Source organism: Kitasatospora sp. NPDC059327, from assembly GCF_042752535.1.
Lineage (GTDB): Bacteria > Actinomycetota > Actinomycetes > Streptomycetales > Streptomycetaceae > Kitasatospora.
Genome location: NZ_JBHYYB010000030.1, coordinates 46,136 through 68,624, shown reverse-complemented (window position 1 = coordinate 68,624; position 22,489 = coordinate 46,136). Strand labels below are relative to the sequence as shown.

The 22,489-nt window shown below is 73.1% G+C and carries 21 protein-coding genes; 6 read left to right on the top strand and 15 right to left on the bottom strand.

Annotation, left to right across the window (positions count from 1 at the left end; genetic code table 11):
- Positions 1-9 precede the first annotated feature (9 nt).
- Positions 10-441 (bottom strand): alternative ribosome rescue aminoacyl-tRNA hydrolase ArfB, encoded by a 432-nt coding sequence (gene arfB, locus ACFXHB_RS20060; protein WP_380575888.1) that lies wholly within the window; start codon positions 439-441, stop codon positions 10-12.
- Positions 442-524: 83 nt separating this feature from the next.
- Between arfB and ACFXHB_RS20055 the strand changes: the two genes are divergently transcribed.
- Positions 525-1,022, top strand: a complete 498-nt coding sequence (locus tag ACFXHB_RS20055) for a hypothetical protein (protein WP_380575885.1) — start codon at positions 525-527, stop codon at positions 1,020-1,022.
- Between the two features lie 128 nt (positions 1,023-1,150).
- Positions 1,151-1,726, top strand: a complete 576-nt coding sequence (locus ACFXHB_RS20050; protein WP_380575883.1) for a TerD family protein — start codon at positions 1,151-1,153, stop codon at positions 1,724-1,726.
- Positions 1,727-1,891: 165 nt separating this feature from the next.
- Here the strand turns inward: ACFXHB_RS20050 and ACFXHB_RS20045 are convergent, their stop codons facing one another.
- The 7 genes from ACFXHB_RS20045 to ACFXHB_RS20015 all read right to left on the bottom strand — a co-directional run bounded on the left by ACFXHB_RS20045 (position 1,892) and on the right by ACFXHB_RS20015 (position 8,537).
- Positions 1,892-3,076 carry a hypothetical protein gene (locus ACFXHB_RS20045; protein WP_380575880.1) on the bottom strand — a complete coding sequence of 395 codons (1,185 nt, stop codon included), beginning with the start codon at positions 3,074-3,076 and terminating at the stop codon, positions 1,892-1,894.
- 120 nt (positions 3,077-3,196) lie between these two features.
- Entirely contained in the window at positions 3,197-3,685 is a 489-nt protein-coding gene (locus ACFXHB_RS20040) for a DUF3180 domain-containing protein (protein ID WP_380575878.1), read from the bottom strand.
- 233 nt (positions 3,686-3,918) lie between these two features.
- Complete coding sequence (gene folK, locus ACFXHB_RS20035) at positions 3,919-4,518, bottom strand: 2-amino-4-hydroxy-6-hydroxymethyldihydropteridine diphosphokinase (protein ID WP_380575876.1); 600 nt, start codon at positions 4,516-4,518, stop codon at positions 3,919-3,921.
- A 58-nt stretch (positions 4,519-4,576) separates the two neighbouring features.
- Positions 4,577-4,936, bottom strand: coding sequence for a dihydroneopterin aldolase (gene folB, locus ACFXHB_RS20030; protein ID WP_380575953.1), 360 nt, complete (start codon positions 4,934-4,936; stop codon positions 4,577-4,579).
- 247 nt (positions 4,937-5,183) lie between these two features.
- Positions 5,184-5,666, bottom strand: a complete 483-nt coding sequence (locus ACFXHB_RS20025) for a nuclear transport factor 2 family protein (protein WP_380575874.1) — start codon at positions 5,664-5,666, stop codon at positions 5,184-5,186.
- 31 nt (positions 5,667-5,697) lie between these two features.
- Positions 5,698-6,603 carry a dihydropteroate synthase gene (gene folP, locus ACFXHB_RS20020; RefSeq protein WP_380575872.1) on the bottom strand — a complete coding sequence of 302 codons (906 nt, stop codon included), beginning with the start codon at positions 6,601-6,603 and terminating at the stop codon, positions 5,698-5,700.
- Positions 6,604-6,698: 95 nt separating this feature from the next.
- On the bottom strand, positions 6,699-8,537 hold the full coding sequence (locus ACFXHB_RS20015; RefSeq protein ID WP_380575870.1) for a phosphatidylglycerol lysyltransferase domain-containing protein: 1,839 nt from the start codon (positions 8,535-8,537) through the stop codon (positions 6,699-6,701).
- Positions 8,538-8,912: 375 nt separating this feature from the next.
- Between ACFXHB_RS20015 and ACFXHB_RS20010 the strand changes: the two genes are divergently transcribed.
- Together ACFXHB_RS20010 and ACFXHB_RS20005 are read left to right on the top strand one after the other, a co-directional pair.
- Positions 8,913-10,073, top strand: a complete 1,161-nt coding sequence (locus ACFXHB_RS20010) for an alpha/beta hydrolase (protein WP_380575868.1) — start codon at positions 8,913-8,915, stop codon at positions 10,071-10,073.
- A 139-nt stretch (positions 10,074-10,212) separates the two neighbouring features.
- Complete coding sequence (locus tag ACFXHB_RS20005) at positions 10,213-11,001, top strand: ferritin-like domain-containing protein (RefSeq protein ID WP_380575866.1); 789 nt, start codon at positions 10,213-10,215, stop codon at positions 10,999-11,001.
- Between the two features lie 21 nt (positions 11,002-11,022).
- Here the strand turns inward: ACFXHB_RS20005 and folE are convergent, their stop codons facing one another.
- The 6 genes from folE to dacB all read right to left on the bottom strand — a co-directional run bounded on the left by folE (position 11,023) and on the right by dacB (position 19,176).
- On the bottom strand, positions 11,023-11,628 hold the full coding sequence (gene folE / locus ACFXHB_RS20000; protein ID WP_380575952.1) for a GTP cyclohydrolase I FolE: 606 nt from the start codon (positions 11,626-11,628) through the stop codon (positions 11,023-11,025).
- A 109-nt stretch (positions 11,629-11,737) separates the two neighbouring features.
- A complete protein-coding gene (gene ftsH / locus ACFXHB_RS19995; protein WP_380575864.1) occupies positions 11,738-13,780 on the bottom strand; it encodes an ATP-dependent zinc metalloprotease FtsH in 2,043 nt (680 codons plus the stop codon).
- Between the two features lie 236 nt (positions 13,781-14,016).
- Complete coding sequence (gene hpt / locus ACFXHB_RS19990) at positions 14,017-14,571, bottom strand: hypoxanthine phosphoribosyltransferase (RefSeq protein WP_363441651.1); 555 nt, start codon at positions 14,569-14,571, stop codon at positions 14,017-14,019.
- 71 nt (positions 14,572-14,642) lie between these two features.
- Entirely contained in the window at positions 14,643-15,770 is a 1,128-nt protein-coding gene (tilS, locus tag ACFXHB_RS19985; RefSeq protein ID WP_380575862.1) for a tRNA lysidine(34) synthetase TilS, read from the bottom strand.
- Between the two features lie 316 nt (positions 15,771-16,086).
- On the bottom strand, positions 16,087-17,265 hold the full coding sequence (locus ACFXHB_RS19980; RefSeq protein WP_380575860.1) for a zinc-dependent metalloprotease: 1,179 nt from the start codon (positions 17,263-17,265) through the stop codon (positions 16,087-16,089).
- Between the two features lie 207 nt (positions 17,266-17,472).
- Complete coding sequence (gene dacB / locus ACFXHB_RS19975; protein WP_380575858.1) at positions 17,473-19,176, bottom strand: D-alanyl-D-alanine carboxypeptidase/D-alanyl-D-alanine-endopeptidase; 1,704 nt, start codon at positions 19,174-19,176, stop codon at positions 17,473-17,475.
- A gap of 76 nt (positions 19,177-19,252) precedes the next feature.
- Here dacB and ACFXHB_RS19970 point away from each other — a divergent pair, with 76 nt between their 5' ends.
- Both ACFXHB_RS19970 and ACFXHB_RS19965 read left to right on the top strand, forming a co-directional pair.
- Positions 19,253-19,744 (top strand): inorganic diphosphatase, encoded by a 492-nt coding sequence (locus ACFXHB_RS19970; protein WP_329492202.1) that lies wholly within the window; start codon positions 19,253-19,255, stop codon positions 19,742-19,744.
- A 283-nt stretch (positions 19,745-20,027) separates the two neighbouring features.
- On the top strand, positions 20,028-20,699 hold the full coding sequence (locus ACFXHB_RS19965; RefSeq protein ID WP_380575856.1) for a heme oxygenase (biliverdin-producing): 672 nt from the start codon (positions 20,028-20,030) through the stop codon (positions 20,697-20,699).
- A gap of 114 nt (positions 20,700-20,813) precedes the next feature.
- Here the strand turns inward: ACFXHB_RS19965 and ACFXHB_RS19960 are convergent, their stop codons facing one another.
- Complete coding sequence (locus ACFXHB_RS19960) at positions 20,814-22,487, bottom strand: HtaA domain-containing protein (protein ID WP_380575854.1); 1,674 nt, start codon at positions 22,485-22,487, stop codon at positions 20,814-20,816.
- Positions 22,488-22,489: the final 2 nt, after the last annotated feature.

Sequence of the window (22,489 nt, the reverse complement as noted above, 5' to 3'; positions counted from 1 at the left end):
GCCGCCCGGCTACTCGCCCTTCGGCGAGCGCCGGCCCTGCTTCAGCTCGGCCCGGTGCCGCTTGTTGGTCAGCCGCCGCTCGACCATGCCCCGGCTGGGCTTCGTCGCCCGGCGGGCCTTCGGCGGCGGCGCGGTGGCCTCGCCCAGCAACGACGCCAGCCGGGCCGCGGCGACCTCGCGGTTGCGCCACTGCGAGCGGTGCTCGGAGGCGCGCACCACCAGCACCCGTCCGTCCACCAGCCGCCCGGCCAACCGCTCCAGGGCGCGCTGCTTCCAGACGTCGGGCAGCGCGGCGGAGGCCGCCAGGTCGAAGCGCAGCTCGACCTGGGTGTCGGAGGTGTTGACGTGCTGGCCACCGGGGCCGGAGGAACGGGAGAAGCGCCAGACGAGCTCGGCGTCGGGGACGACCACCGATCCCCGGACGCGAATGGGCTCGGGCATGCGCCCATCATCCCGTGCCCAGGACCGCGGGTCACGCGGTTATCCGGTCACCCGGTTATCCACCGGCGCCCGCAGCCCCGACAATGGCGTACGTGATCGAGCTCGGCTACTCCCTCTCCAACCGCTTCCCCGACCCCCCGCAGACCGACTACCGCGGCGCCTCGGTGCACGCCCTGCGGTACGACCTCTTCTGCGGCGACGTCTACCTGGACGCCGACGGCGCGGAACTCTCCACCGCCTGGGGCTGGGTGCCGGTGCTGGACTTCGCCTGGGCCCTGTGCGACATCGTCGAGGAGCTGGACCGCGACCCGGACGGCAGGCGGGCCGCCCGGGTCCAGAGCCGCGACCTCGACTTCACCCAGAACACCGAGCTGCTGCGCTTCGCCCGCCGGTTCAACTGGGTCGAGGTGACCGCCACCTGGCTGCCGGACGAGGCGCCCGCGGTGATCCGGCACAGCGACCTGCGTCGCGAGGCCCGGGACTTCCTCCAGGACACGCTGGCCGATCTCTTCGACATGCATCCCGACCTGGCCGACAATCCGAACATCTGGTCACTTCAGGGCCGGTTCCGCCGCATCTGAGCGCACCGTGCCCCGGCCGTTCACCAACCCGTCATTCGCCCGGGAGAATGTCTGCCGCGAAGCGTGGAACCAACTCCGCGCCCTCCCGCGTTATCCCGGGCAAAAGCAACGAAGGGACAGCAAACACCATGCCAGTGAGCCTCTCCAAGGGTGGCAACGTCTCGCTGACCAAGGAGGCCCCCGGCCTGTCCGCGGTCACCATCGGCCTCGGCTGGGACGTCCGGACCACGACCGGTGCCGAGTTCGACCTCGACGCCAGCGCGATCGTGCTGAACGCCGACGGCAAGGTGCTGTCCAACAGCCACTTCGTCTTCTTCAACAACACCAGCACCCCGGACAGCACGGTCGTCCACACCGGTGACAACCGCACCGGCGAGGGCGCCGGCGACGACGAGGCGATCAACGTCAACCTCGCCGGCCTGCCGGCCGAGGCCGTCAAGATCACCTTCCCGGTCTCGATCTACGACGCGGTCGCCCGCTCGCAGAACTTCGGCCAGGTCCGCAACGCCTACATCCGCGTGATCAACGCGGCCGGCGGTGCCGAGATCGCCCGCTACGACCTCTCCGAGGACGCCGCCACCGAGACCGCCATGATCTTCGGCGAGCTCTACCGCAACGGCGCCGAGTGGAAGTTCCGCGCCGTCGGCCAGGGCTACGCCTCCGGCCTCGCGGGCATCGCCCAGGACTTCGGCGTCCAGCTCTGACGCCGCGCTGAAGCGCCCGGCCTCCACCCGGAGGCCGGGCGCTTCGCCGTTCCCGCCCCTCCCCCGCCCGCGGACCGGGCCCGCGAACACCTCGGCGCGCGCCCCCGGTCGGGGACGCGCGCCGAGGGCGACAGCGGGGGCGGCGCGGGACGCCGCCGGACGGGTTCAGCGCGAGGCGCGCAGCTCCGGGAGCTGGAGCAGCTCGGTCTCGTCGTCCGGGGTCAGGTCCACCACGACCGGCCCGGCCTCCGCGAGCTCGCCCGCGGGCTGCCCGGCCCCGGCCTGCTCGACCTCGGGCTCCAGGTCGACCGCCACCACCGGCGACGGCGCCCGGTCCTGGACGACGGCCACCGGTCCGGCCTTGGCCTCGGCCACCGCCTCGTCGCCCACCACGTCCGCCAGATCCGCCCGCTCGCCCAGCTCCGCGACACTGCCCACGGCCGGGGACGGTGCCGCCGGCCGGCCGGCGGCACCCGAGCGGCCGAAGAAGCTGAAGCCCTGCCCCCGGCCCTGCTGAGGGCGCGGACGCTGGCGCTCGGCCGCCACCGCGGGCGTGCCGGGCGCCCCGCCCGACTGCCCGCCCAGCTGCCCGACCGTCGCCGTCAGCGCCGGCCTCGGCGCGGCCGCCGGAGCGACCACCGCGGGCCTGGACACCGCCGGCGTGGGCACCGCGGGAGCCACCGGGGCCGGCGCGGGCACGGCCGGCGCGGGCGCGGCCGCGGGGGCGGGGGCGGGGGCGGACACCGTCACGGGCGCGGTACGGATCCGCAGCGCGACCTCCGCACCGGCCGCGCGCTCGCGCTGCGCCTCCCGGGCCGCCGCCTGCCGCTCCAGCTGCCGCAGCACGGCCGCGGCCCGGACGAACGCCGCCGGGCTGGCCGGGTACTTCGGGCGGGCGGCCGCGAGCGCCCGCTGGGCCGCCTCGGCCTCCTTGAGCGCCTGCTCGGCGACCGCCACGGCACGCTCGCGCAGCAACCGGGCGATCTCCGTCTCGGCCTTGGCCAGCCGCGACTTCTCGGCCGTCAGCCGCCGCCCGAACCGGGTGGCCCGCTCCTCGGCGACCTCCGCCGCGTACTCGGCCTCGGCGAGCTGCTCCTCGAAGCGCTCCTCGGCCCGCAACCGCTGCGCGACGGACACCTCGGCGGCCGCCCGGGCGGCCCGGTCGCGCTGGCGCAGCAGCACGGCGATCCCGAGCGCGGCCAGCACGGCGGCGACACCCACCGAACGGACCAGCACGGTGTCCTGACTGAAAACCAGCGCGGCCACTGCGGCGACGATGAGCACGCCGGCGGCGGTGGGGGGAAAGACCCGGCCGAGGACGGAGGAATGACGGTGGCGTCCGCGAGACATGCCAAGAAACTAGCGTGCGAATTGGGGCCGTGTCAGCCCAGGGTCCGCTTTGACCCTTGACACTGCGCAAGCTTTACCGCACGTGCCCGGGCCTTCACTCAAGATCACCGAAGAATTCCCTCAGCGGTGCGAGGTCGCCGGTCCGCTCGGGTCGTCGTGGTCCTCCGGCAGCTTGCACACGTGCTGCAGCCAGAGGGCCGCCGCGATCACCGCGGCGCCGGCCAGCACCGCGAGGCCGGCCGTGACGGCCTGGTCCTGGCGCGCCGGCACGTCCAGCTCGCCGAGCAGGTAGATGCCCGCGCCCGCGTAGACCCCGGTCACCACCGAGGAGACCAGCGCGCTCGCCTGCGCCAGCACCACCGCCCGGGCCGCCCCGAGCGGGTCGACCCCCTTCGCCCCGGGCTGCCGCTCGCGCGCCGCCTTCAGCCGGGAGCGCAGCGAGATCGCCGTGGCGAGCAGGATCACCGCCACCGCGGCCAGCACCACCGGAGCCGCGCCCGGCACCGCGGGCAGGGTGTCCAGGGAGGCCCACAACTTGGCACCGGCCCAGGACAGTGCCGTGGTCGCGGCGGTGATGCCGACCAGCAGACGGAGGCGAAGCAGCTTCACTCGGAGGTGGTCCTTCCCGGGGTTGCGGAGTCGGGCGGCCGCCCCCGGGCCCGGCCCTGCTCCCCGGCCCGACGGCTGGGGGACGACCCCGGCCCGGTGACGGGCGGGAAGGACGGTACGACGGCGCCAGGCCACCGTACCGGGCCCGGCCCGGCGGGCACCCGCTCGGACGGCGGACACCTACTCGTACGGCCGGGGCCCCCTCGTGAGTTCCCCGGCCGCGCCGGTGCGGCCTACTCCGGCAGGGTCAGCCCGATGTCCTCGCGCCGCCGGACGCCCTGCGCGTCGGCGCCGCCGAGCGCCTGGAGCAGCGCGGCGACCTGCCCGTGGCCGGGCACCTCGGCCTCCGGCTGGGCGTCCAGCCACGGCGCCAGCACGAAGGCCCGCTCGTGCGAGCGGGGGTGCGGCAGCAGCAGCTGCGGGTCGTCACTGGTGACGCCCTCGTAGGCGAGGATGTCGACGTCCAGCGTCCGCGGGCCCCAGCGGACGGCGCGGACCCGGCCGAAGGCGTCCTCGATCGCGTTGCCGCGCTCCAGCAGGTCGCGCGGGGGCAGGCTGGTGCGCAGCACGACCACGGCGTTGTAGTAGTTGGGCTGTTCCTCGGGCCCGCCGAGGGCCTCCGTCTCGTACACGCCGGAGACGGCCTTGATCTTGAGCCCGGGAGTGTCGGCGAGCGCGTCCACGGCGCCCTGGAGGGTGTCCAGGCGGTTGCCCAGGTTGGAGCCGAGGGCGACCACGGCGCAGCGCTGGCTGTGCAGCGTGGCGTCGGCCGAGTCCACCCGGCTCTCCAGGTCGAAGGTGGTCGGCGAGGCGGTCGGGTCGCTGGTGCTCATCGGACTTCCCCTACGGCTGGAATGGGCTCTGCGGCTGGCACGGGGTGCGCGGTGCGGGTCATGCGCGGCCCCGGTGGATGGTGATGGTCACGTCGTCGAACGGCACCGTGATCGGGGCGTCCGGCTTGTGCACGGTGACCTCGACCTCCTCGACCGCGTCGTGCTTCAGGCACTGGTCGGCGATGCGCTGGGCCAGGGTCTCGATCAGGTCGACCGGCTCACCGGCGATGATCGCGGTGACCTCCTCGGCCACGATGCCGTAGTGCGCCGTGCGGGTGAGGTCGTCGCCGGACGCGGCGGGGCGGGTGTCCAGGTGGAGCACGAGGTCCACCACGAAGGTCTGGCCCTCGACGCGCTCGCGCTCGAAGACGCCGTGGTGGCCCCGGGCACGCAGGCCCCGCAGGGTGACGCGGTCCAGCAAACGAATCACTGCTCCCAGTCGGACGGGCCCTGCTCCGGAAAGGCGGCGGGTGGGCAGGGCGAAGGCGGGCATCACGCCCGTCACTCCGTTTTGAATCTACCCGCGAGCACGGACAGCGCCTGACCGTCCTACCCGGCACGAACCGACGCCACGCGCGCCGGAACGGCGATTGACGTGAACGTTCGGTGACCGTTCGGAAATTCCCGGGCCGCCTCCGGGGGGCGTTTTCCCGACGCCCCCCGGATCAGTCCTCGTCCTCGTCGTCCCCGCTGGTCAGGACGGGTGAACCGTGGTGGGACCAGAGCTTCCAACCCGCCGGGGTGCGGCGGAAGAGATTGGTCGAGACGACCTTTCCGCCGACCAGCGGGCCGAGTTCGCCCTCCTCCTCCGCCTCGCCACCGGAAAGGATGTTCTCGGTGCACGTGACAAGGGCCACATCGCCCCGAACCTCGGCCTCGACGTCGGTCAGGATGAACTGGATGTACTCCGTGTTCGCCATGATCAACATGTACGAGCGGGTCACCTGGGCCCGCCCGCGCAGCACCGGCCAGCCGGGGTGCACGCACACCACGCCGCCCTTGTCGTCGGCCTCGTCGGCCCCCAGCCAGGCCTCCTCGACGGCCTCCAGATCACCGTTCTCCAGCGCCTCGTACAGCGCCCGGTTGGCCGCCAGCGCAGCCTCCCGGTCCGCCTCACGGGCCCGCTGACCCGCGGTCTCACCGCTCACCCTGCCGTCACCTGCCACAGACCCTCCCGTTTCACCAGCCCACCCGGCCCGTCGACGGGCCGGTGGAGTCCTGCCGGGCCGCGCGCTGCCAGGCCGCGACCACCCGGACGGCATCCGCCGTACCGGACACGTCGTGCACCCGCACCGCCCAGGCCCCCGCCCCGGCCGACAGCACCGACACCGCGGCGGTCGCGTCGTCGCGCTCCCGGGCCGGGCGCGGTTCCCCGGTTTCCGGGTCGGCGAGCAGCGTACCCAGGAACCGCTTCCGCGATGCGGCGACGAGGACGGGACGGCCGAGCGCGGTGAGCGCGGGGAGCCCGCCGAGCAGGGCCCAGTTGTGCTCGGCGGTCTTGGCGAAGCCCAGGCCCGGGTCCAGGATCAGTTGCTCCTCCTTGACGCCGGCGGCCAGCAGCGCGTCCACCCGGGCGGTGAGCTCGCCGACCACGTCGGCCACCACGTCGCCGTAGACGGCCAGGCCGTCCATGTCGGCGGACTGCCCGCGCCAGTGCATCACCACGAAGGGAACGCCGGTCTCCGCCACCACCCGGGCCATCGCCGGGTCGGCCAGACCGCCGGAGACGTCGTTGATCATCCGGGCGCCGGCCGCGACGGCCCGCTCGGCGACGGAGGCGCGCATGGTGTCCACCGAGACGACCACCCCGGAGTCGGCCAGCTCGCGCACCACCGGCAGCACCCGGCCCAGCTCCTCCTCCTCGGGCACCCGCTGGGAGCCGGGCCGGGTGGACTCGCCCCCGACGTCCACCAGGTCGGCGCCGCGGGCCCGGAGCGCCAGGCCGTGGGCGATGGCCCGGGCGGGGTCGTGCCACATCCCGCCGTCCGAGAAGGAATCGGGGGTCACGTTGACCACGCCCATCACGGAGCAGCGGTCGAGCCGCGGCAGTCCGGCCGGCAGCGAGAAGGACAGCGAAGTGCTCATAACCCCATTATCTGTTCAAGCCCCCGCCGGCTCGGTGACGACCGGACCCCCGTCGGGGTGTCCGACGGGGGTCCGGTGCCGGGCACGGGCACGGCTCAGGCGGCCTCGGTGACCTCCGGACGGGCCGGGGACGGCTGCAGGCCGTGGCGCTGCGGCTTGCGGCCGAAGCGCGGCATCCCGAGGGTGATGAAGGCCTCGGCCTGCATCGCGGCGAAGCCGATCCGGGGCAGGTCCCGGGTGTTCGGGAAGACCAGGAAGCGCGGCTCCCACTCGGGCTGGAACTTGGCGTTGAACTTGTACAGCGACTCGATCTGGAACCAGCGCGACAGGAAGACCAGCAGCCCGCGCCAGGCCCGCAGCACCGGGCCGGCGCCGATCCGCTCGCCGCGGGCCAGGGCCGAGCGGAACATCGCGAAGTTGAGCGAGACCCGCCGCACGCCCATCGCCGGCACCGCCTGCAGCGCGGCCACGATCAGCAGCTCGTTCAGGCCGGGGTCGGCGGCGCGGTCGCGGCGCATCAGCTCCAGCGAGATGCCGTCCGGCCCCCAGGGCACGAAGTGCAGCACCGCCTTCAGGTCGTCGCCGCTCTCGCCCTCCTCGGGCGCCTTGTGGGCGGTGACCACCACGCAGGCGTCGTCGCCCGGGTCGCCGAAGCGGCCGAGGGCCATCGAGAAGCCGCGCTCGGTGTCGGTGCCGCGCCAGCGGGCGGCCGCGTCGGCGATCCGGTGCTTCTCCTCCTCCGCCAGGTCGGCGACCCGGCGCACCTGGCAGGAGTAGCCGTTGCGCTCGATCCGCTTGACCATCTGCCGGACGTTGCGCATCGCCCGGCCGGAGAGCGAGAACGTCGCGGTGTCGACGATCGCCTCGTCGCCCAGCTCCAGCGCGTCCAGCCCCGCCTCACGGGTCCAGACCTCGCCGCCGACCTCGCTGCACCCCATCACGGCCGGCACCCAGGCGTGCTCGCGGGCCTCGGCCATGAAGACCTTGATCGCGCCCGGCCAGGCCTCGACGTCGCCGACCGGGTCGCCGGAGGCGAGCATCACGCCGGAGACCACCCGGTAGGAGATCGCCGCCTTGCCGGAGGCCGAGAACAGCACGCTCTTGTCCCGGCGCAGCGCGAAGTAGCCGAGCGAGTCGCGGTCGCCGTGCCGGTCGAGCAGCGCGCGGACCCTGACCTCGTCCTCGGCGGTCAGCTCCGGCTTGGGCTTCTCGGGGCGCAGGGCCAGGTAGGCGGTGGTGAAGGCGGTGATCAGGCCGAGCCCGCCGAGCAGGTAGGCGACCAGGTCGGAGACCCGGTCCGAGCTGTAGTCGAGCGGTCCTTCGAAGCCGAACAGCCCGTACCCGACGTGCTCCAGGCGGTGGAACAGGCTCGGGTGGCCCACCTCGTACCCGGCCCGGGTCGAGACCACCAGCAGGCCGAGCGCCACGCTGATGGTGCCCATCACGGCCAGGTTGACCAGCGCTCGCCAGCGGGTGCGGGGGTCGGCCTTGGCGTAGAACTCGCGCCGGTGCACCAGGATCACCGCGAACAGGACCAGCGAGACGACCGCCGGGCCGATCTGGTGCCAGCGCAGGATGTGCAGCGCCGCACCGACCGGCAGCAGCACGCAGACGGCCCGCCAGGCCCGCCGCTTGCGGCGGCGCAGGGCGTGGGCGAGCAGCACCAGCAGCAGGCCGACCATCAGCGTGCCCGCCGCGGCGAGGGTCGTGGTGCCGCCGGGCAGCTGCCCGGCGAACGTGTGCACCTTGGTGTGCCGGAGCTTGGGGAACACCGCACTGGCGATGTCCACCAGCCCGATCAGCAGACAGGCGTAGCCGACCGCGCCCGGGAGCCAGGCCCGGGGAACGGCGGCCGCTTGGGTACGAAGCGTCTGCAGGCCGCGGCGGCGGGGCGGCTGCTCGGGGCTCGGCTCAACGGACACGGGAACGCTCATGGAAGCTCAGCGTAGAGGCTGCGGAGCGCAGTCCTGTCACTCCGGGGGAGGAGTTGTGAGGGACCTTCATGCCTTTTCCTTCATCAGGCAATGCGCCCACCAAACATCCGGAAACGGAGGGTAAACCGGGAGGCCGGTGGGCGCTGCGATTGAGCCGAGGGGTGGGCACCGGAGCCCCGCGCCGCGTGGCGCGCCGGACCCCCGCATACCCGGTACGTACGGTGGACGCCGCATTCCGGGGCGCCGGTTGCGTCGGATCGCCTCCGGACTCCGGCCCGCCCCGACGTCCGGACAGCCTAGCCGCGATGGCCCCGGCTGACGCACCGCCAGACGATGAAGCCTGCCCCGAGAGTTTCCCACCGGAAGGCCGACGGCATGGAACTGACCAGCGACGCGCTGGTGAACTCGCTGCTCGCGCTCGGCGCGGCGGCCCTGCTCGCCACCCTCTGGCTCTGGCCCCGGCTGGCCCGGCAGCGCCCCCTCCCGGTGCTCGGCCGGGTCGCGCTGATGACGGTCACTCAGGTCTCGGTGCTCGCGGTGCTGGCCCTGTCGGTCAACAACTCGTTCGGGTTCTACAGCTCCTGGGACGACCTGCTCAGCCCCGGCGGCACCAAGCTGGCGCTGGCCGGGAGCGAGAAGCACCACAGCGGCACCCCGGTCTCCGACGCCCTGGTCCAGCCGACCGGGGAGGGCGGCCTGGAGACCGTGACCGACCTGCCCAAGGGACCGCCGGAGGAGGTCGGCAAGATCGAGTCGGTCAGGGTCTCGGGCAAGGAGACCGGCCTCTCCGACCAGATGTTCGTGTACCTTCCGCCCGAGTACTTCGACCCGAAGCTCGCCTGGGTGCGCTTCCCCGTCCTGGTGACCGTCGCCGGTTTCCCCGGCACCACCATGCACCTGCTCAAGGACCTGCCCGTGCCGCAGACCGCCTGGGAGCTGCGCAAGGCCGGCAAGCTGGCCCCCACGATCATCGTGATGACCCGCCCGACCGTCGCCCCGCCGCGCAACACCGAGTGCGTCGACGTCCCCGGTGGCCCGCGTGCCGAGTCCTGGTTCGCCAAGGACGTGCCCGAGGCGCTGCGCTCGGCGTACCGGGTCAGCCGCGCGCCCTCCTCCTGGGGCGTGCTCGGCTTCTCCACCGGCGGCAGCTGCGCGATGCGGCTCGCGATGCGCCACCCGGAGGTCTACGGCAACGGCGCGGGCATGCACGGGGACTTCAAGGTCGCCGAGGACCAGTTCACCGGCGGCAGCCTCTTCGGCGGCGACAAGGCCCTGGCCGACCAGAGCGACCTCGGCTGGCGGCTGCAGAACCTCCCCGCGCCGGACCTCTCGCTGCTGGTGATCAGCACCCGCAAGGAGCCCGACTACCCGGACACGGTGAAGTTCGTCGAGCTCGCCCAACAGGTCTCGGCCGCCAATCCGCAGTTCAAGGTCGAGTCGCTCTACCTGGACGACGGCGGCCACAACTTCGACAGCTGGATCCGCGAGCTGCCGGCCGCGCTGGAGTGGATGAGCGCCCGGCTCACCGCGACCTGACGCCGCCCCGGCCCGACCCCCGGCCCGCCGGACGAGTGATTACCGCCCGGTCGGGCGGGTCCGCCGCCACCCCGGGGAACGTATCGCGACCGCCCGGCCGAACGGCCGGAGCCGCCCCCGGATCCGTGCAGGAGGCCCCATGCTCAGCACCCGATCGCTGTTCACCGAGATCTACCGGAACGACGAGGCCTATCAGCTCTTCTGCAGCATCGCGGCCGGCGGCGAGGACCAGGGCGGCTGGGAGAACGAGCGGATCACCGCCCTCACCCGCGACCCGGTCCTGGCCCCCAAGATCGCCCGGCACGGCGCCGACGAACGCAAGCACGGCCGGATCTTCACCCAGCTGCTCAACAAGCGCGGCCTGCCCAAGGTGGACGTCCCCGCCGAGGCCGACTACTGCATGCTGCTGGAGCGCCAGGGCGTCGGCCTCTCGCACGAGCGGCTGAACAGCACGGTGCCGCTGGCCGAGCGGGAGATCATCACCTACCTGGCGCACAGCCGGGTCACCGAGCAGCGCGCGGCCGAGCAGATGCGCCAGCTGGTCAAGGTGTACGGCGACAACCCGGACCTCGGCCGGGCGATGCGGATGATCTCCGCCGACGAGGACAACCACCTCGCGTACTGCCACGAGGAACTGCTCCGGCTGGTCGCCGAGGGGCACGGCCCGTACATCCGGCACACCCTGGAGACCAGCGCGCGCGGCGAGATCCGCACCCACCGGGACGTCGGTCTCGCCGTCACCACCCGGATGGCGCGGATCCTCGGCTGGTCGCGCTGGCAGCTGGCCGCGGTGACGGCCGGGGTCCACGCGCTCTACCTGTACGACCGCGCGTTCGGCTGGCGGCGGATGGTGACGCTGCGGATGCCCCGGCGTCGCGACGCCCTGGGCACCCCCGCACCGCCGCACGTGGAGCACGAGGTCCTCTGAGCCCGCCGGGACCGCGGGCCGCTAGCGACCGATGATCAGGCTCATCGCCTCGGCCCGGGTCGCCGGGTCGCGCAGCTGGCCGCGCACGCAGGAGGTGATGGTCTTGGCCCCGGGCTTGCGGATGCCGCGCATCGACATGCACATGTGCTCGCACTCGACCACGACGATCGCCCCGCGCGGTTCGAGGATCCGCATCAGCGCGTCCGCGACCTGGCTGGTGAGCCGCTCCTGCACCTGCGGGCGACGGGCGTAGACGTCGACCAGCCGGGCCAGCTTGGAGAGTCCGGTGATCTTGCCGTTGACCGACGGGATGTAGCCGACGTGCGCGACGCCCCGGAACGGCACCAGGTGGTGCTCGCACACCGAGGTCAGCTCGATGTCCTTGACCAGCACCATCTCGTCGTGACCGAGGTCGAACGTGGTGGTGAGGACGTCCTCCGGCTCCTGCCAGAGGCCGGCGAATATCTCCTTGTACGCCCTGGCGACCCGGGCCGGGGTCTCCAACAGACCCTCACGGTCCGGGTCCTCCCCCACGGCCAGCAGCAGCTCGCGGATGGCGTTCTCGGCCCGCTTCTGGTCGAAGGTCCCGACGGTGGGCGGACCGTCGAGCGTCACCGGGTCGATCATGCGGGCCTCGCTAACTAGGGGGACGACTTGGCTGAACAGCACGGATGCCGCGCCTCCAGGGTACAAACCCTGGGGGCGCGGCATCCATTCCGTCCGGTGCTCGGCCGGATCAGCCCTCGGTGGGCGGCTCCGCCGGGAGCTTCACCACGTCGACCGGCGCGGCCTCGACGGCGGCGGCGCCGTTGGTGAGCGCCAGCTCCTTCGGGGACTGCACCGGCGGCCGGGTCGACGGCGTCCGGCGGGACGAGCCCGTCCAGGCCGGCCGGGCCGGGCGCTTGACGATGGTCGAGAAGATCTCGGCGATCTGCTCCTTGTTGAGGGTCTCCTTCTCCAGGAGCTCCAGGACCAGGTTGTCGAGCACGTCGCGGTTCTCGACCAGGATCTCCCAGGCCTCGTTGTGCGCGTTCTCGATGAGCTTCTTGACCTCTTCGTCGACCAGCCCGGCGACCTCTTCCGAGTAGTCGCGCTGGTGACCCATCTCGCGGCCCAGGAACGGCTCCGAGTTGTCCGAGCCGAACTTGATCGCACCCAGACGCTCGGTCATGCCGTACTGGGTGACCATGGCCCGCGCGGTGGCGGTGGCCTTCTCGATGTCGTTCGAGGCGCCGGTGGTCGGGTCGTGGAAGACCAGCTCCTCCGCCGCCCGGCCGCCCAGCATGTAGGCCAGTTGGTCGAGCATCTCGTTGCGGGTGGTGGAGTACTTGTCCTCGTCCGGCAGGACCATGGTGTACCCCAGGGCCCGGCCGCGGGAGAGGATCGTGATCTTGTGCACCGGGTCGCTGTTGGGGCACGCCGCCGCCACCAGGGCGTGGCCGCCCTCGTGGTACGCGGTGATCTTCTTCTCCTTCTCGGACATGATCCGGGTCCGCTTCTGCGGTCCGGCCACGACGCGGTCGATCGCCTCGTCCAGCGTGAAGTTGTCGACCAGCTTCTTGTCCGAGCGGGCGGTCAGCAGAGCGGCCTCGTTGAGGACGTTCGCCAGGTCCGCGCCGGTGAAGCCGGGAGTGCGCTTGGCGACGGCCGAGAGGTCGACGTCCGGCGCGACCGGCTTGCCCTTCTGGTGCACCTTGAGGATGTCCAGCCGGCCCTGGAGGTCGGGGCGCTCGACCGCGATCTGGCGGTCGAAGCGGCCCGGGCGCAGCAGCGCCGGGTCCAGGATGTCGGGGCGGTTGGTGGCCGCGATCAGGATCACGCCGCCCTTGACGTCGAAGCCGTCCATCTCGACCAGCAGCTGGTTGAGGGTCTGCTCGCGCTCGTCGTGGCCGCCGCCCAGACCCGCACCGCGGTGCCGGCCGACGGCGTCGATCTCGTCGACGAAGACGATCGCCGGGGCGTTCGCCTTGGCCTGCTCGAAGAGGTCGCGGACCCGGCTGGCGCCGACACCGACGAACATCTCGACGAAGTCCGAGCCCGAGATCGAGTAGAACGGCACCCCGGCCTCGCCCGCGACGGCACGCGCCAGCAGGGTCTTGCCGGTCCCGGGCGGGCCGTAGAGCAGCACGCCCTTGGGGATCTTGGCGCCGACGGCCTGGAACTTGGCCGGCTCCTGCAGGAACTCCTTGATCTCGTGGAGCTCCTCCACCGCCTCGTCCGCACCGGCGACGTCCGCGAAGGTCGTCTTCGGGGTGTCCTTGGTGAGCAGCTTGGCCTTGGACTTGCCGAACTGCATGACGCGCGAGCCGCCGCCCTGCATCTGGTTCATCAGGAACAGGAAGACCAGCACGATGATCACGATGGGCAGCATCGACAGCAGGAGGCTGACGAAGGTGCTCTGCTTCTCCGGGCTGATGGTGTAGCCCTCGGACAGCGTGCTCTGGTCGTTGTCGTTGATCTGCGCCTGGAGCTTGTCGGCGATCCCGACACCCTGGTCGCCGATGTACGAGGCCTGGAACTTGCTGCCGGACGGGGTCTTGCCCGTGCCGGCGTTGGACAGCGTTGCGCCGTCCTTCAACTGGATCTTGATCGTGTTCGAGTCACCAGTGGTGATCTGCGCCGACTTGACCTGCTTCGCGTCGATCGCTGCGACGACCTGCCCGGTGTCCACCGTCTTGTAGCCGTTCGAGTCGGAAACGACCTGCATCAGCACGATGACGGCGAGGACGGCCAGCACGATCCACATGATCGGCGCACGGAAGTATCGCTTGACGTCCATCCACGCGGGGCGTTGCCGCCCCGTCCCTCCTGCCACTCGACGGCGCCGCGGGGCCTGGGCCGCCGGCGCATCCGGTCTCTGCTCATGTGAAGAGCGGTTTTATTGGACCGTACCGCAGTCCGACCCGCCGGTGGCGGGAGCACAGCGGTACGACGTACTTCTATTTCCCCCGATCCAACGGGCGAGAACGGTCCACTGTTCCCGCCCCTAGCCCGAACGGGGGCCCGGAGGCCTTCTCAGCCGCCGTAGACGTGCGGCGCGAGGGTGCCGATGAAGGGGAGATTGCGCAGCTTCTCCGCGTAGTCGAGGCCGTAGCCGACCACGAACTCGTTGGGGATGTCGAACCCGACGTACTTGACGTCGATCTCGACCTTGGCCGCGTCGGGCTTGCGCAGCAGGGTGCAGACCTCCAGCGAGGCCGGGCCGCGCGAGCCCAGGTTGCCCAGCAGCCAGGAGAGCGTCAGCCCGGAGTCGATGATGTCCTCGACGATCAGGACGTCACGACCGGCGATGTCGGTGTCGAGGTCCTTGAGGATCCGCACCACACCGGAGGACTTGGTGCCCATCCCGTACGAGGAGACGGCCATCCAGTCCATGGTCACCTGCGAGTGCAGGGTGCGGGCGAGGTCCGCCATGACCATCACGGCACCCTTGAGGACGCCGACGATCAGCAGGTCCTTGCCTGCGTAGTCCCGGTCGATGCGCTCCGCCAGCTCCTGGAGCTTGGCGTCGATCTCGTCCTTGCTGATGAGCACCTTCGCGAGGTCAGCGCCCATGTCGTTCTGGTCCACCGGGGATACGTCCTCAAACGTTCGGGGTCTGGATGGCCGACGGCCCGGCGCCCCCGGAGCATGCCTGCCCGTCAGTCGCCCTGCCGCCGAAAGACCAGCGTGCCACACCTGCGGGTGGCTTCGACGCCCCCGGGTAGGTGCAGCGGCCCCTGGCCGCGCCAACCGGTGACCAGCAGATCGATCGTTTCGAGGTGACGCGCGAAGAGGTCCCCGGCCGGGCAGCCGGCCCGCAGCGCGGCCCGGCGCAGCACCCGGCGGCGCACCGCGGGCGGCAGTTCGGCCAGCTTCGCGATGTCCAGGGCTCCCTCGCCCGTACGGAGATCGCGCTCGGCGAGCGCGGCCCACTGGTCCAGCGCGTCGGCGTCGTCACGGAACAGCCGGGCGGTCCGGGCCAGCGCCTCGACCACACCGCCGCCGAGGTGCTTCTCCAGCACCGGCAGCACCTCGTGGCGGACCCGGGAGCGGGTGTAGGCGGGGTCACAGTTGTGCGGGTCGTCCCAGACCGGGATCGCCTGGGCGGAGCAGGCCTGCCGGGTGGCGGCCCGGTCGAGCTCCAGCAGCGGGCGGCGGTAACGGCCCTTCTGGGCCGGCATGCCGGCCAGCGAGCGGGCGCCGGAGCCGCGCGCCAGGCCCAGCAGCACCGTCTCCGCCTGGTCGTCGCGGGTGTGCCCGAGCAGGACGGCCACGGCGCCGTGGCGCTCGGCGGCCGCGTCCAGGGCGGCGTAGCGGGCGTCCCGGGCGGCGGCCTCGGGGCCACCGGCGCGGCCGACCCGGACCGGCACGGCCTCGACCGGGTCGAGGCCGAGCGAGCGGAGCCGCTCGGCGACCTGGGCCGCGCGGTCGGCGGAGCCGCTCTGCAGGCCGTGGTCGACGGTGACGGCACCGACCCGCAGACCCAGCTTGGGGGCCTCGAAGGCGGCCGCGATGGCCAGCGCCATCGAATCGGCGCCACCGCTGACGGCGACCAGGACCAGCGGCGAGCCGGGCGCGGCCGGGGTGCGCGGCAGCCCGGACGGGTGGCGGTGGGCGTTCCCGATCAGGGTGGTCCCGGCCGCGGCGGCGACCAGCGGCGCCCCGCTCGGGCGCTCACGGGGCTGGCGCCCGGGGGCGGTGAAGGTGCTGCCGGCCTCGGCGGCGAGGTCGGTGAGCGTGCGGCGGACGGCCAGGCGTATCGCTGCGACAGCGGGGTGTGGACCCACGGCGGACGACTCCTTGACGGAGGGGACAGGACGGCGGTGGGCGCGGCGGGGACCGCGCGATTGTGAGCACCGTGTTACCGGGCGCTCACAGATGGTGGCAGAAAGGAGGCACCCGCTACGCCACCCGCGCCACCAGTACGACCACCGTCCCACGTACGGGTGAATGGAAAAACGTATCTTCACCCGCCATTTGCACGATTGGACCACTCGTACGAACGGCTTTGACCGCTGCCGACCGCCTTGCCGGCCGAGACCCCGCCGGCCCCCGGCGCCGGGCCGGAGCGACCCGGCCCGGTCCCACGCCGGGCGCCCCTCCTCAGCGCGCGACGCGGGCCACCCAGGCGCTCGGGTCGTGGACCTCCTCCTTGGTCGGGAGGGTGTTCGGAGACGTCCACACCCGGTTGAAGCCCTCCATCCCGACCTGCTCCACCACGCCCCGCACGAAGACCGCGCCGTCCTGGTACTGGCGGAGCTTGGCGTCCATGCCGAGCAGCCGGCGCAGCACCAGGTCGAGCCGGTTGGCGCCGCGGTCACGGCGCTGCTGGAACTTCTCCCGGATCTCGGCCACGCTCGGCACCACGGCCGGGCCCACACCGTCCATCACCACGTCCGCGTGGCCCTCCAGCAGCGACATCACGGCCGTCAGCCGGCCGAGGATCTCCCGCTGGGAGGGCGACTGGACGATCTCCAGCAGTCCGGTCGAGCTCGACGTCCCGTCCCGGCCGCCGAGGCCCGGCAGGCCGCCGCCGAGCGTGCCGGCCGCGTCCCGCAGCCGGTCCAGCAGCGCGCCCGGGTCGACGTCCGTCTCGGCCAGGAACGACTGCACCTCGGACTGGATGTGGTCGCGCAGCCACGGCACCGCGGTGAACTGGGTGCGGTGGGTCTCCTCGTGCAGGCAGACCCAGAGCCGGAAGTCGGCCGGGTTGACGTCCAGCTCCCGCTCGACGTGCACGATGTTCGGCGCCACCAGCAGCAGTCGGCCCGGACCGGGGCCCTCGGGGCCCAGCCGGGGCTTGTCGAACAGCGCGGCCGGACTGTCCGGCGCCTCCAGCGAGGGCTCGGCCGGGGCGAAGGTCTCGTACTGGCCCAGCACCTTGGTCGCCAGGAAGGCCAGCAGGGCGCCGACCTCGATGCCGGTGGCCTTCTCCCCCACCGCGCCGAAGACACCGGCGGCGGTGCCGCCGGCCCGGCGGGCCTGGAGCTTCTCCACCAGGGGCTGCACCACGGTGCGGAAACCCGCGACGTTGGCCCGCACCCAACCGGGGCGGTCCACGATCAGCACCGGGGTCGCGGTGGCCGCGCCGAGGCTGCTGGAGCGCATCCCGGTGAACGCCCTGACGTGCTCCTCCGCCTCCAGGGCGTGCCGGCGCAGTTCGCCGACCACGGACGCCGCCTCCGCGCGGCTCACCTCGGGCCCCGGCCGTACCAGCCTGGTCGCGGTTGCGACCGCGAGATTCCAGTCGACCATGTCAGCACCGCCGCTCGCGCTCGTCATGCACTCACCGTACGTGCTCCGGCCCATCGGGGGGAGCCACGGGTGCCGACGTCCTGCCGGACGGACAGACGGACGGACAGGAGGACGGACAAACGGAGGGGCAGACGGACGGGCAGACGGACGGCGGGCCGCCGGGGAGCCGGCCGTGCGGAGCCGAACCCTCCGGCGGCGCAAGGGGATCGGCCCGGACGCCACGCCGCGGCCGGCTCAGTGACAGCCGCAGCCGGCCAGCTTGGCCACCACCCGGTCCATCGCGGCGCGGGCGGTGTCGGCGGACGCGGTGGTCTTCGTCATCAGGGCGAAGGTGAGCAGCCGGCCCTCGGCGTCCACCACCGTGCCGGCCAGGGTGTTGACGCCGCTCAGGCTGCCGGTCTTGGCCCGGACCAGGCCGGCCGCCTCGGCGGAACCGGAGCCGGCGCCGAAGCGCTTGCCGAGGGTGCCGGTGAAGCCGGCGATCGGCAGCCCGGTGAGGACCGGACGCAGCGTCGGGTGGTGGTCCGAGGCGGCCAGCGCGAGCAACTGGACCAGGACGGCCGGCGGGATCGCGTTGCCCGGGTACAGCCCGCTGCCGTCGCCGAGGACCACTCCGGTCATCGGCACGCCGAGCCGGGCGAGTTCCTGGGTGACGGCGGTGGCGGCGCCCTCGAAGCTGGCCGGCTGGTGCGCGGCGAGCGCGGCCTGACGGGCGATCGCCTCGGCGAGGGTGTTGTCGGAGGTGGTCAGCAGCCGCTCGACCAACCGGGCGACGGTCGGCGAGTCCACCCGGCCGAGGACCGGCGCGGTGGCGGCCGCGGGCGCCGCGGCGGGCTTGGCCCTGCCGTCGACGGTAACGCCCTGGGCCTTCAGCAGGGCGGCGAAGGCGTCGGCGGCCTGGACGGCCGGGTCGGCCACCCGGGCCGGCGCGTCCTCGCGGCTCTTCGGGTCGACCTTGCCCTCGTCGATCATCAGCGGGGTGACCAGCGCGATGTTGGCGGCGTCGTGGTTCTTGTGCTGGGGGTTGCCCGCGTAGAGCGAGAGGTCGTAGTCCAGCTTGACCGTGGTGGTGCCGGCGGCCTTGAGGGCGGTGGCGGTCTGCCGGGCCAGCGCGTCCAGCGAGGCGGGGGCGGTGTCGGCGTCGGCGGGCAGGCCGCCGATCTGCACCTGGTCGGGGGGCAGCGCGGTGAGGGTCGGATCACCACCACCCACGAGGGTGATCTCGCCGGGGTTCGCACCCTTGACGACCCGGGTGGTCAACCGCGTGTCGGCCGGGATCAGCGAGAGCGCCGCGACGGTGGTCGCCAGCTTGGTGGTGGAGGCCGGTGTGGCGGGGGTGTTCTCCCCCAAGCCGTAGAGCGGTTGGCCACCGGCGGCGTCCGCGACGGCGAAGCTGACGGTGCCCAGGTTCCGGTCGCCGAGCGCGGCGGCGAGCGCCTGCTGGAGTCCCTGGGAGGTGGGCAGGGCGGCAGCCGGTCCGGCCTCGGCCGAGGCCAGGACGGCCCCCGCGGGTGGGACCGGGCGCCCGGCGGCCGGGGTGGCGGGCGGGCCGGAGGGCGCCGTGGCGGGTGTGCCGGAAGGCCCGGCGGGGGGCGTGGTGGAGGGCGTGCCGCCGGCCCCGGGCGCGGTCGGGCCGGCCGGCCCGCCGGTGCCCGTCGGCTCCGCGTCGCCGGCCCGGTTCCTGGCCGGCTCGGCGCCCCTGCCGCGGTCGTCCTCCCGGTCGTCGCCGCGGCCGCCGTCCCGGCCGTCGCCCTTGCCGCCGTGCCTGCCGTCCTCGCCGCGGCCCGCGCTGTGCCCGCCGGGCGACGGTGTGGAGGAGGGTTGGGCGTAGGCGCCGCCGCCCGAGGTCAGGACCGTGCCGGCGACCAGCAGGGCCGCCCCGAACAGCCCTGCGGCCGTCCCCCTGCGACGGTCTCCCGTCCCGACCCCTGCTCCCACCGACCGGCCCCTTTCCTGAGCACCCGCTCCCGTAGGAGACACTTGGATTCTGTCAGTCCCTACCTTGGAGGAACCGTTGGAGTTCGACGTCCTTATCGAAATCCCTAAGGGCTCGCGCAACAAGTACGAGGTCGACCACGAGAGTGGCCGTCTTCGTCTTGACCGGATGCTGTTCACCTCGACCCGGTACCCGGCCGACTACGGCTATGTCGAGGGCACCCTGGCGGACGACGGCGACCCGCTGGACGCCCTGGTCATCCTTGAGGAGCCGACCTTCCCCGGTTGCCTGATCAAGTGCCGCGTCATCGGCATGTTCAAGATGACGGACGAGGCCGGCGGCGACGACAAGCTGCTCTGCGTCCCGGCGACCGACCCCCGCTGGGAGCACCTGCAGGACATCCACCACGTGTCGGAGTTCGACCGTCTGGAGATCCAGCACTTCTTCGAGGTCTACAAGGACCTGGAGCCCGGCAAGTCCGTCGAGGGCGCCAACTGGGTCGGCCGCGCCGAGGCCGAGGCCGAGGTCACCGCGTCGATCAAGCGACTGGCGGAGCAGGGCGGTCACTGAGCCCTCGTACCGATCTCGTTCTCAGGGCAGTTCGAGGTAGGTCGGGGCAGTCGAAGGCCGGGGTGCGCGGAGTGGTCCGCGCACCCCGGCCTTCGCCGTTCCCGGAGCCGCCCCCGCCGTGCCGGGCCCTCCGCCCTGCCGGACCCTCCGCCCTGCCGGACCCTCTGCCGTGCCGGGCCCTCTGCCGTGCCGGGCCCAATTTTCCCGACACCCTGTCGGCATGATGGTCGCTTAGGTTAGGCTAACCAAAAAGTCGGGGCCGATTCCGATCTCTGGAGGCCGCATGCCCACGCCCGAGCAGCCCGTTCCGTTCTCCACCGTGCTCCGCACCGCCAGCAGCGAGGAGCACGAGGCCGCGGAGCAGTCGTCATTCATGAGCCACCTCCTGGGAGGGCGGCTCGGGATAGACGCCTACACCGACCTCACGGGTCAGCTCTGGTACGTCTACCGGGCCCTGGAGGGCCGGTCCGCCGAGCTGGCGGACCACCCGGTGGCCGGACCGTTCATCGACCGGGCCCTGCTGCGCACCGCCGCCATCGAGCGGGACCTGGAGCACCTGCGCGGGCCCGGCTGGCGCGAGGGACTGGCGCCGCTGCCCGCCACCGCCGCCTACGTGGCCCGGGTGGAGGAGCTGGCGGCCGAGTGGCCGGCCGGGTACATCGCGCACCACTACACCCGCTACCTGGGCGACCTGTCCGGCGGTCAGATCATCCGCGGCATCGCCGAGAAGACCTGGGGCTTCGAGCGCAAGGGCGACGGCGTGCGGTTCTACGTGTTCGAGGAGGTCGACAACCCGGCCGCCTTCAAGCGCGAGTACCGGGCCAAGCTGGACGCCGCCGGGCTCGCGCTGGACGACATCGAGCGCCGCCGGGTGGTCGAGGAGTGCAAGCGCGCGTTCGTGCTCAACGGCGCGATCTTCCGTGACCTGGACGGGCGTTACCCGCTCAGCGCCTGACCGCGGCGGCGCAGGAACGTTCCCTCAGCGGGACGCTCCCGCCCGACAGCGCACCATGGGGCACCGGCCCCCGCGAGCGACTGCTCGCGGGGGCCGGTGCCCCATGTCGTCGGATCAGGCCTGCGCGGCGCCACGACGGCGGACCAGCACCGTGGTGCTGCCGCCGAGCAGCAGCAGACCGGCCGCGGTGGCCAGCAGCGGCACCACCGGGGTGTCCGCGCCGGTGGAGGCCAGCGAGGCGCCGCCCCCGGTGGTCAGCGTGGCACCGCCGGCCGTGCCCGCGCCGCCGCCGGAGCCGCTGCCCGTCCCGACGTTGACGCCGGTGCCGGTGCCCGTCCCGGTGCCCGCCGCCGGGCCGGTCGGCAGCTGGGCGCCCTTGTCGAAGGCCAGTGCGATGGTGACCGGGTCGAGCGCCTCGCCCGCCGGGTAGCTGCCGAACGCGGGCACGCCCTCCGCGGTCAGGGTGGCCGGGACGCCGGAGAGCGTCACCACACCGTTGACCGGGGCGAAGCTCGCCTTGGAGAGGTCCAGCTTGGCGATCCGGACGCCGGAGAGCACGGTGTCGCCCTTGCCGTCCCGGGACTTCGCGTTGACGTCGGCGGTCAGGAAGGCGCCGTCCTTGTCGATCTTCAGGCCGAACTTGGCGAGGGTGGTGTCCAGCTGGTAGCCGGCGCCCTCCGGGTGACCGAGGAAGCGGACCGAGCCGTTGAAGCCGGCCGACACCGCGTGCGTCGCGGTGTTGTAGCTGCCGGTGCCGCCGCCGAAGCGGTAGTCCGCGGCGCCGCCGCCGAACTCCACCTTGCCGTTGGCCATCGTCGTCAGGTACTTGCGGAAGCTCTCCTTGACCGACCAGTCCAGGGTGGCGTTCACGACGGCGAGTTCGCCGGTGCCGCTCGGCTTGGCGGTGGCGGACGGCGTGCCGGTGGCCGACGGGGAGCCGGTCGCGGAGGGCGAACCGGTCGCCGAGGGCGACGCGGTCGCGGACGGCGAACCGGTGGCACTCGGGGACTGCGTGGCCGACGGGGAGCCGGTGGCGCTCGGCGACTGCGTGGCGGAGGGCGAGCCGGTCGCCGTGGGCGACGCGGTTGCGGACGGCGAACCGGTGGCGCTCGGGGACTGCGTCGCCGACGGCGTGGCGGTCGGCGAGGGCGTGGCCGGGCTCTGCTTCAGCAGCAGCGCCAGCGGGTCCATCGCCGTCCCGCCCTGGTAGAAGCCGGCGAAGGCCTTGGACCCCTGCTCGGTGAGCGTGGCCGCCGTCGGCACGCCCGTGGTGGTGTCCCGGCCGACGGTGAACGTCACCAGCGGCACGTCGTCCCGGCGGGTGACCTCGGTGGCGCCCATCGACTCCTTGGAGGCGGTGTCGGCGGTCAGCGTGCCGGTCGTGCCGGAGGTGGATATCTTCAGGTCGCTCAGGCCGACGTCCAGCGCGCCGTGGTGGGCCGTGAACCGGACGCCACCGGTGAAGGCCGAGGTGAGCGAGTGCGTGGTGAGGTCGTAGCTGGCGCTCGCCAGACCGAAGTGGAAGCTGCCGTCCGCGTTGGTGGTGGCCCCGCCGGTCAGCTCCACGGCGCCCTGGCCGACCGGCCCGGTCACGTAGCCGCGGAAGCTGGCCTTGACCCCCCAGTCCAGCGCACCCGTGTCGTACGTGACGCTGCTGGGCGCACCGGCGCCGAAGGCCAGGGCGGGGGCCCCGAGGGCGGTCAGGCCGAGACCCGCCGTGGCGGCGGCGAGGGCGGCCAGCCGGGTGCGGTTGCGGCGGCCTGCGGGCGTGGCGGAACTGCGGGACATGG

Excerpts from the sequence above, each read along its gene's own strand:
- arfB (WP_380575888.1), bottom strand. The coding sequence starts at position 441 with ATGCCCGAGCCCATTCGCGTCCGGGGATCGGTGGTCGTCCCCGACGCC.
- ACFXHB_RS20055 (WP_380575885.1), top strand. The coding sequence starts at position 525 with ATGGCGTACGTGATCGAGCTCGGCTACTCCCTCTCCAACCGCTTCCCC.
- ACFXHB_RS20050 (WP_380575883.1), top strand. The coding sequence starts at position 1,151 with ATGCCAGTGAGCCTCTCCAAGGGTGGCAACGTCTCGCTGACCAAGGAG.
- ACFXHB_RS20045 (WP_380575880.1), bottom strand. The coding sequence starts at position 3,076 with ATGTCTCGCGGACGCCACCGTCATTCCTCCGTCCTCGGCCGGGTCTTT.
- folK (WP_380575876.1), bottom strand. The coding sequence starts at position 4,518 with ATGAGCACCAGCGACCCGACCGCCTCGCCGACCACCTTCGACCTGGAG.
- folP (WP_380575872.1), bottom strand. The coding sequence starts at position 6,603 with ATGAGCACTTCGCTGTCCTTCTCGCTGCCGGCCGGACTGCCGCGGCTC.
- ACFXHB_RS20015 (WP_380575870.1), bottom strand. The coding sequence starts at position 8,537 with ATGAGCGTTCCCGTGTCCGTTGAGCCGAGCCCCGAGCAGCCGCCCCGC.
- ACFXHB_RS20010 (WP_380575868.1), top strand. The coding sequence starts at position 8,913 with ATGGAACTGACCAGCGACGCGCTGGTGAACTCGCTGCTCGCGCTCGGC.
- ACFXHB_RS20005 (WP_380575866.1), top strand. The coding sequence starts at position 10,213 with ATGCTCAGCACCCGATCGCTGTTCACCGAGATCTACCGGAACGACGAG.
- folE (WP_380575952.1), bottom strand. The coding sequence starts at position 11,628 with ATGATCGACCCGGTGACGCTCGACGGTCCGCCCACCGTCGGGACCTTC.
- ftsH (WP_380575864.1), bottom strand. The coding sequence starts at position 13,780 with ATGGACGTCAAGCGATACTTCCGTGCGCCGATCATGTGGATCGTGCTG.
- ACFXHB_RS19980 (WP_380575860.1), bottom strand. The coding sequence starts at position 17,265 with ATGACGAGCGCGAGCGGCGGTGCTGACATGGTCGACTGGAATCTCGCG.
- ACFXHB_RS19965 (WP_380575856.1), top strand. The coding sequence starts at position 20,028 with ATGCCCACGCCCGAGCAGCCCGTTCCGTTCTCCACCGTGCTCCGCACC.
- ACFXHB_RS19960 (WP_380575854.1), bottom strand. The coding sequence starts at position 22,487 with ATGTCCCGCAGTTCCGCCACGCCCGCAGGCCGCCGCAACCGCACCCGG.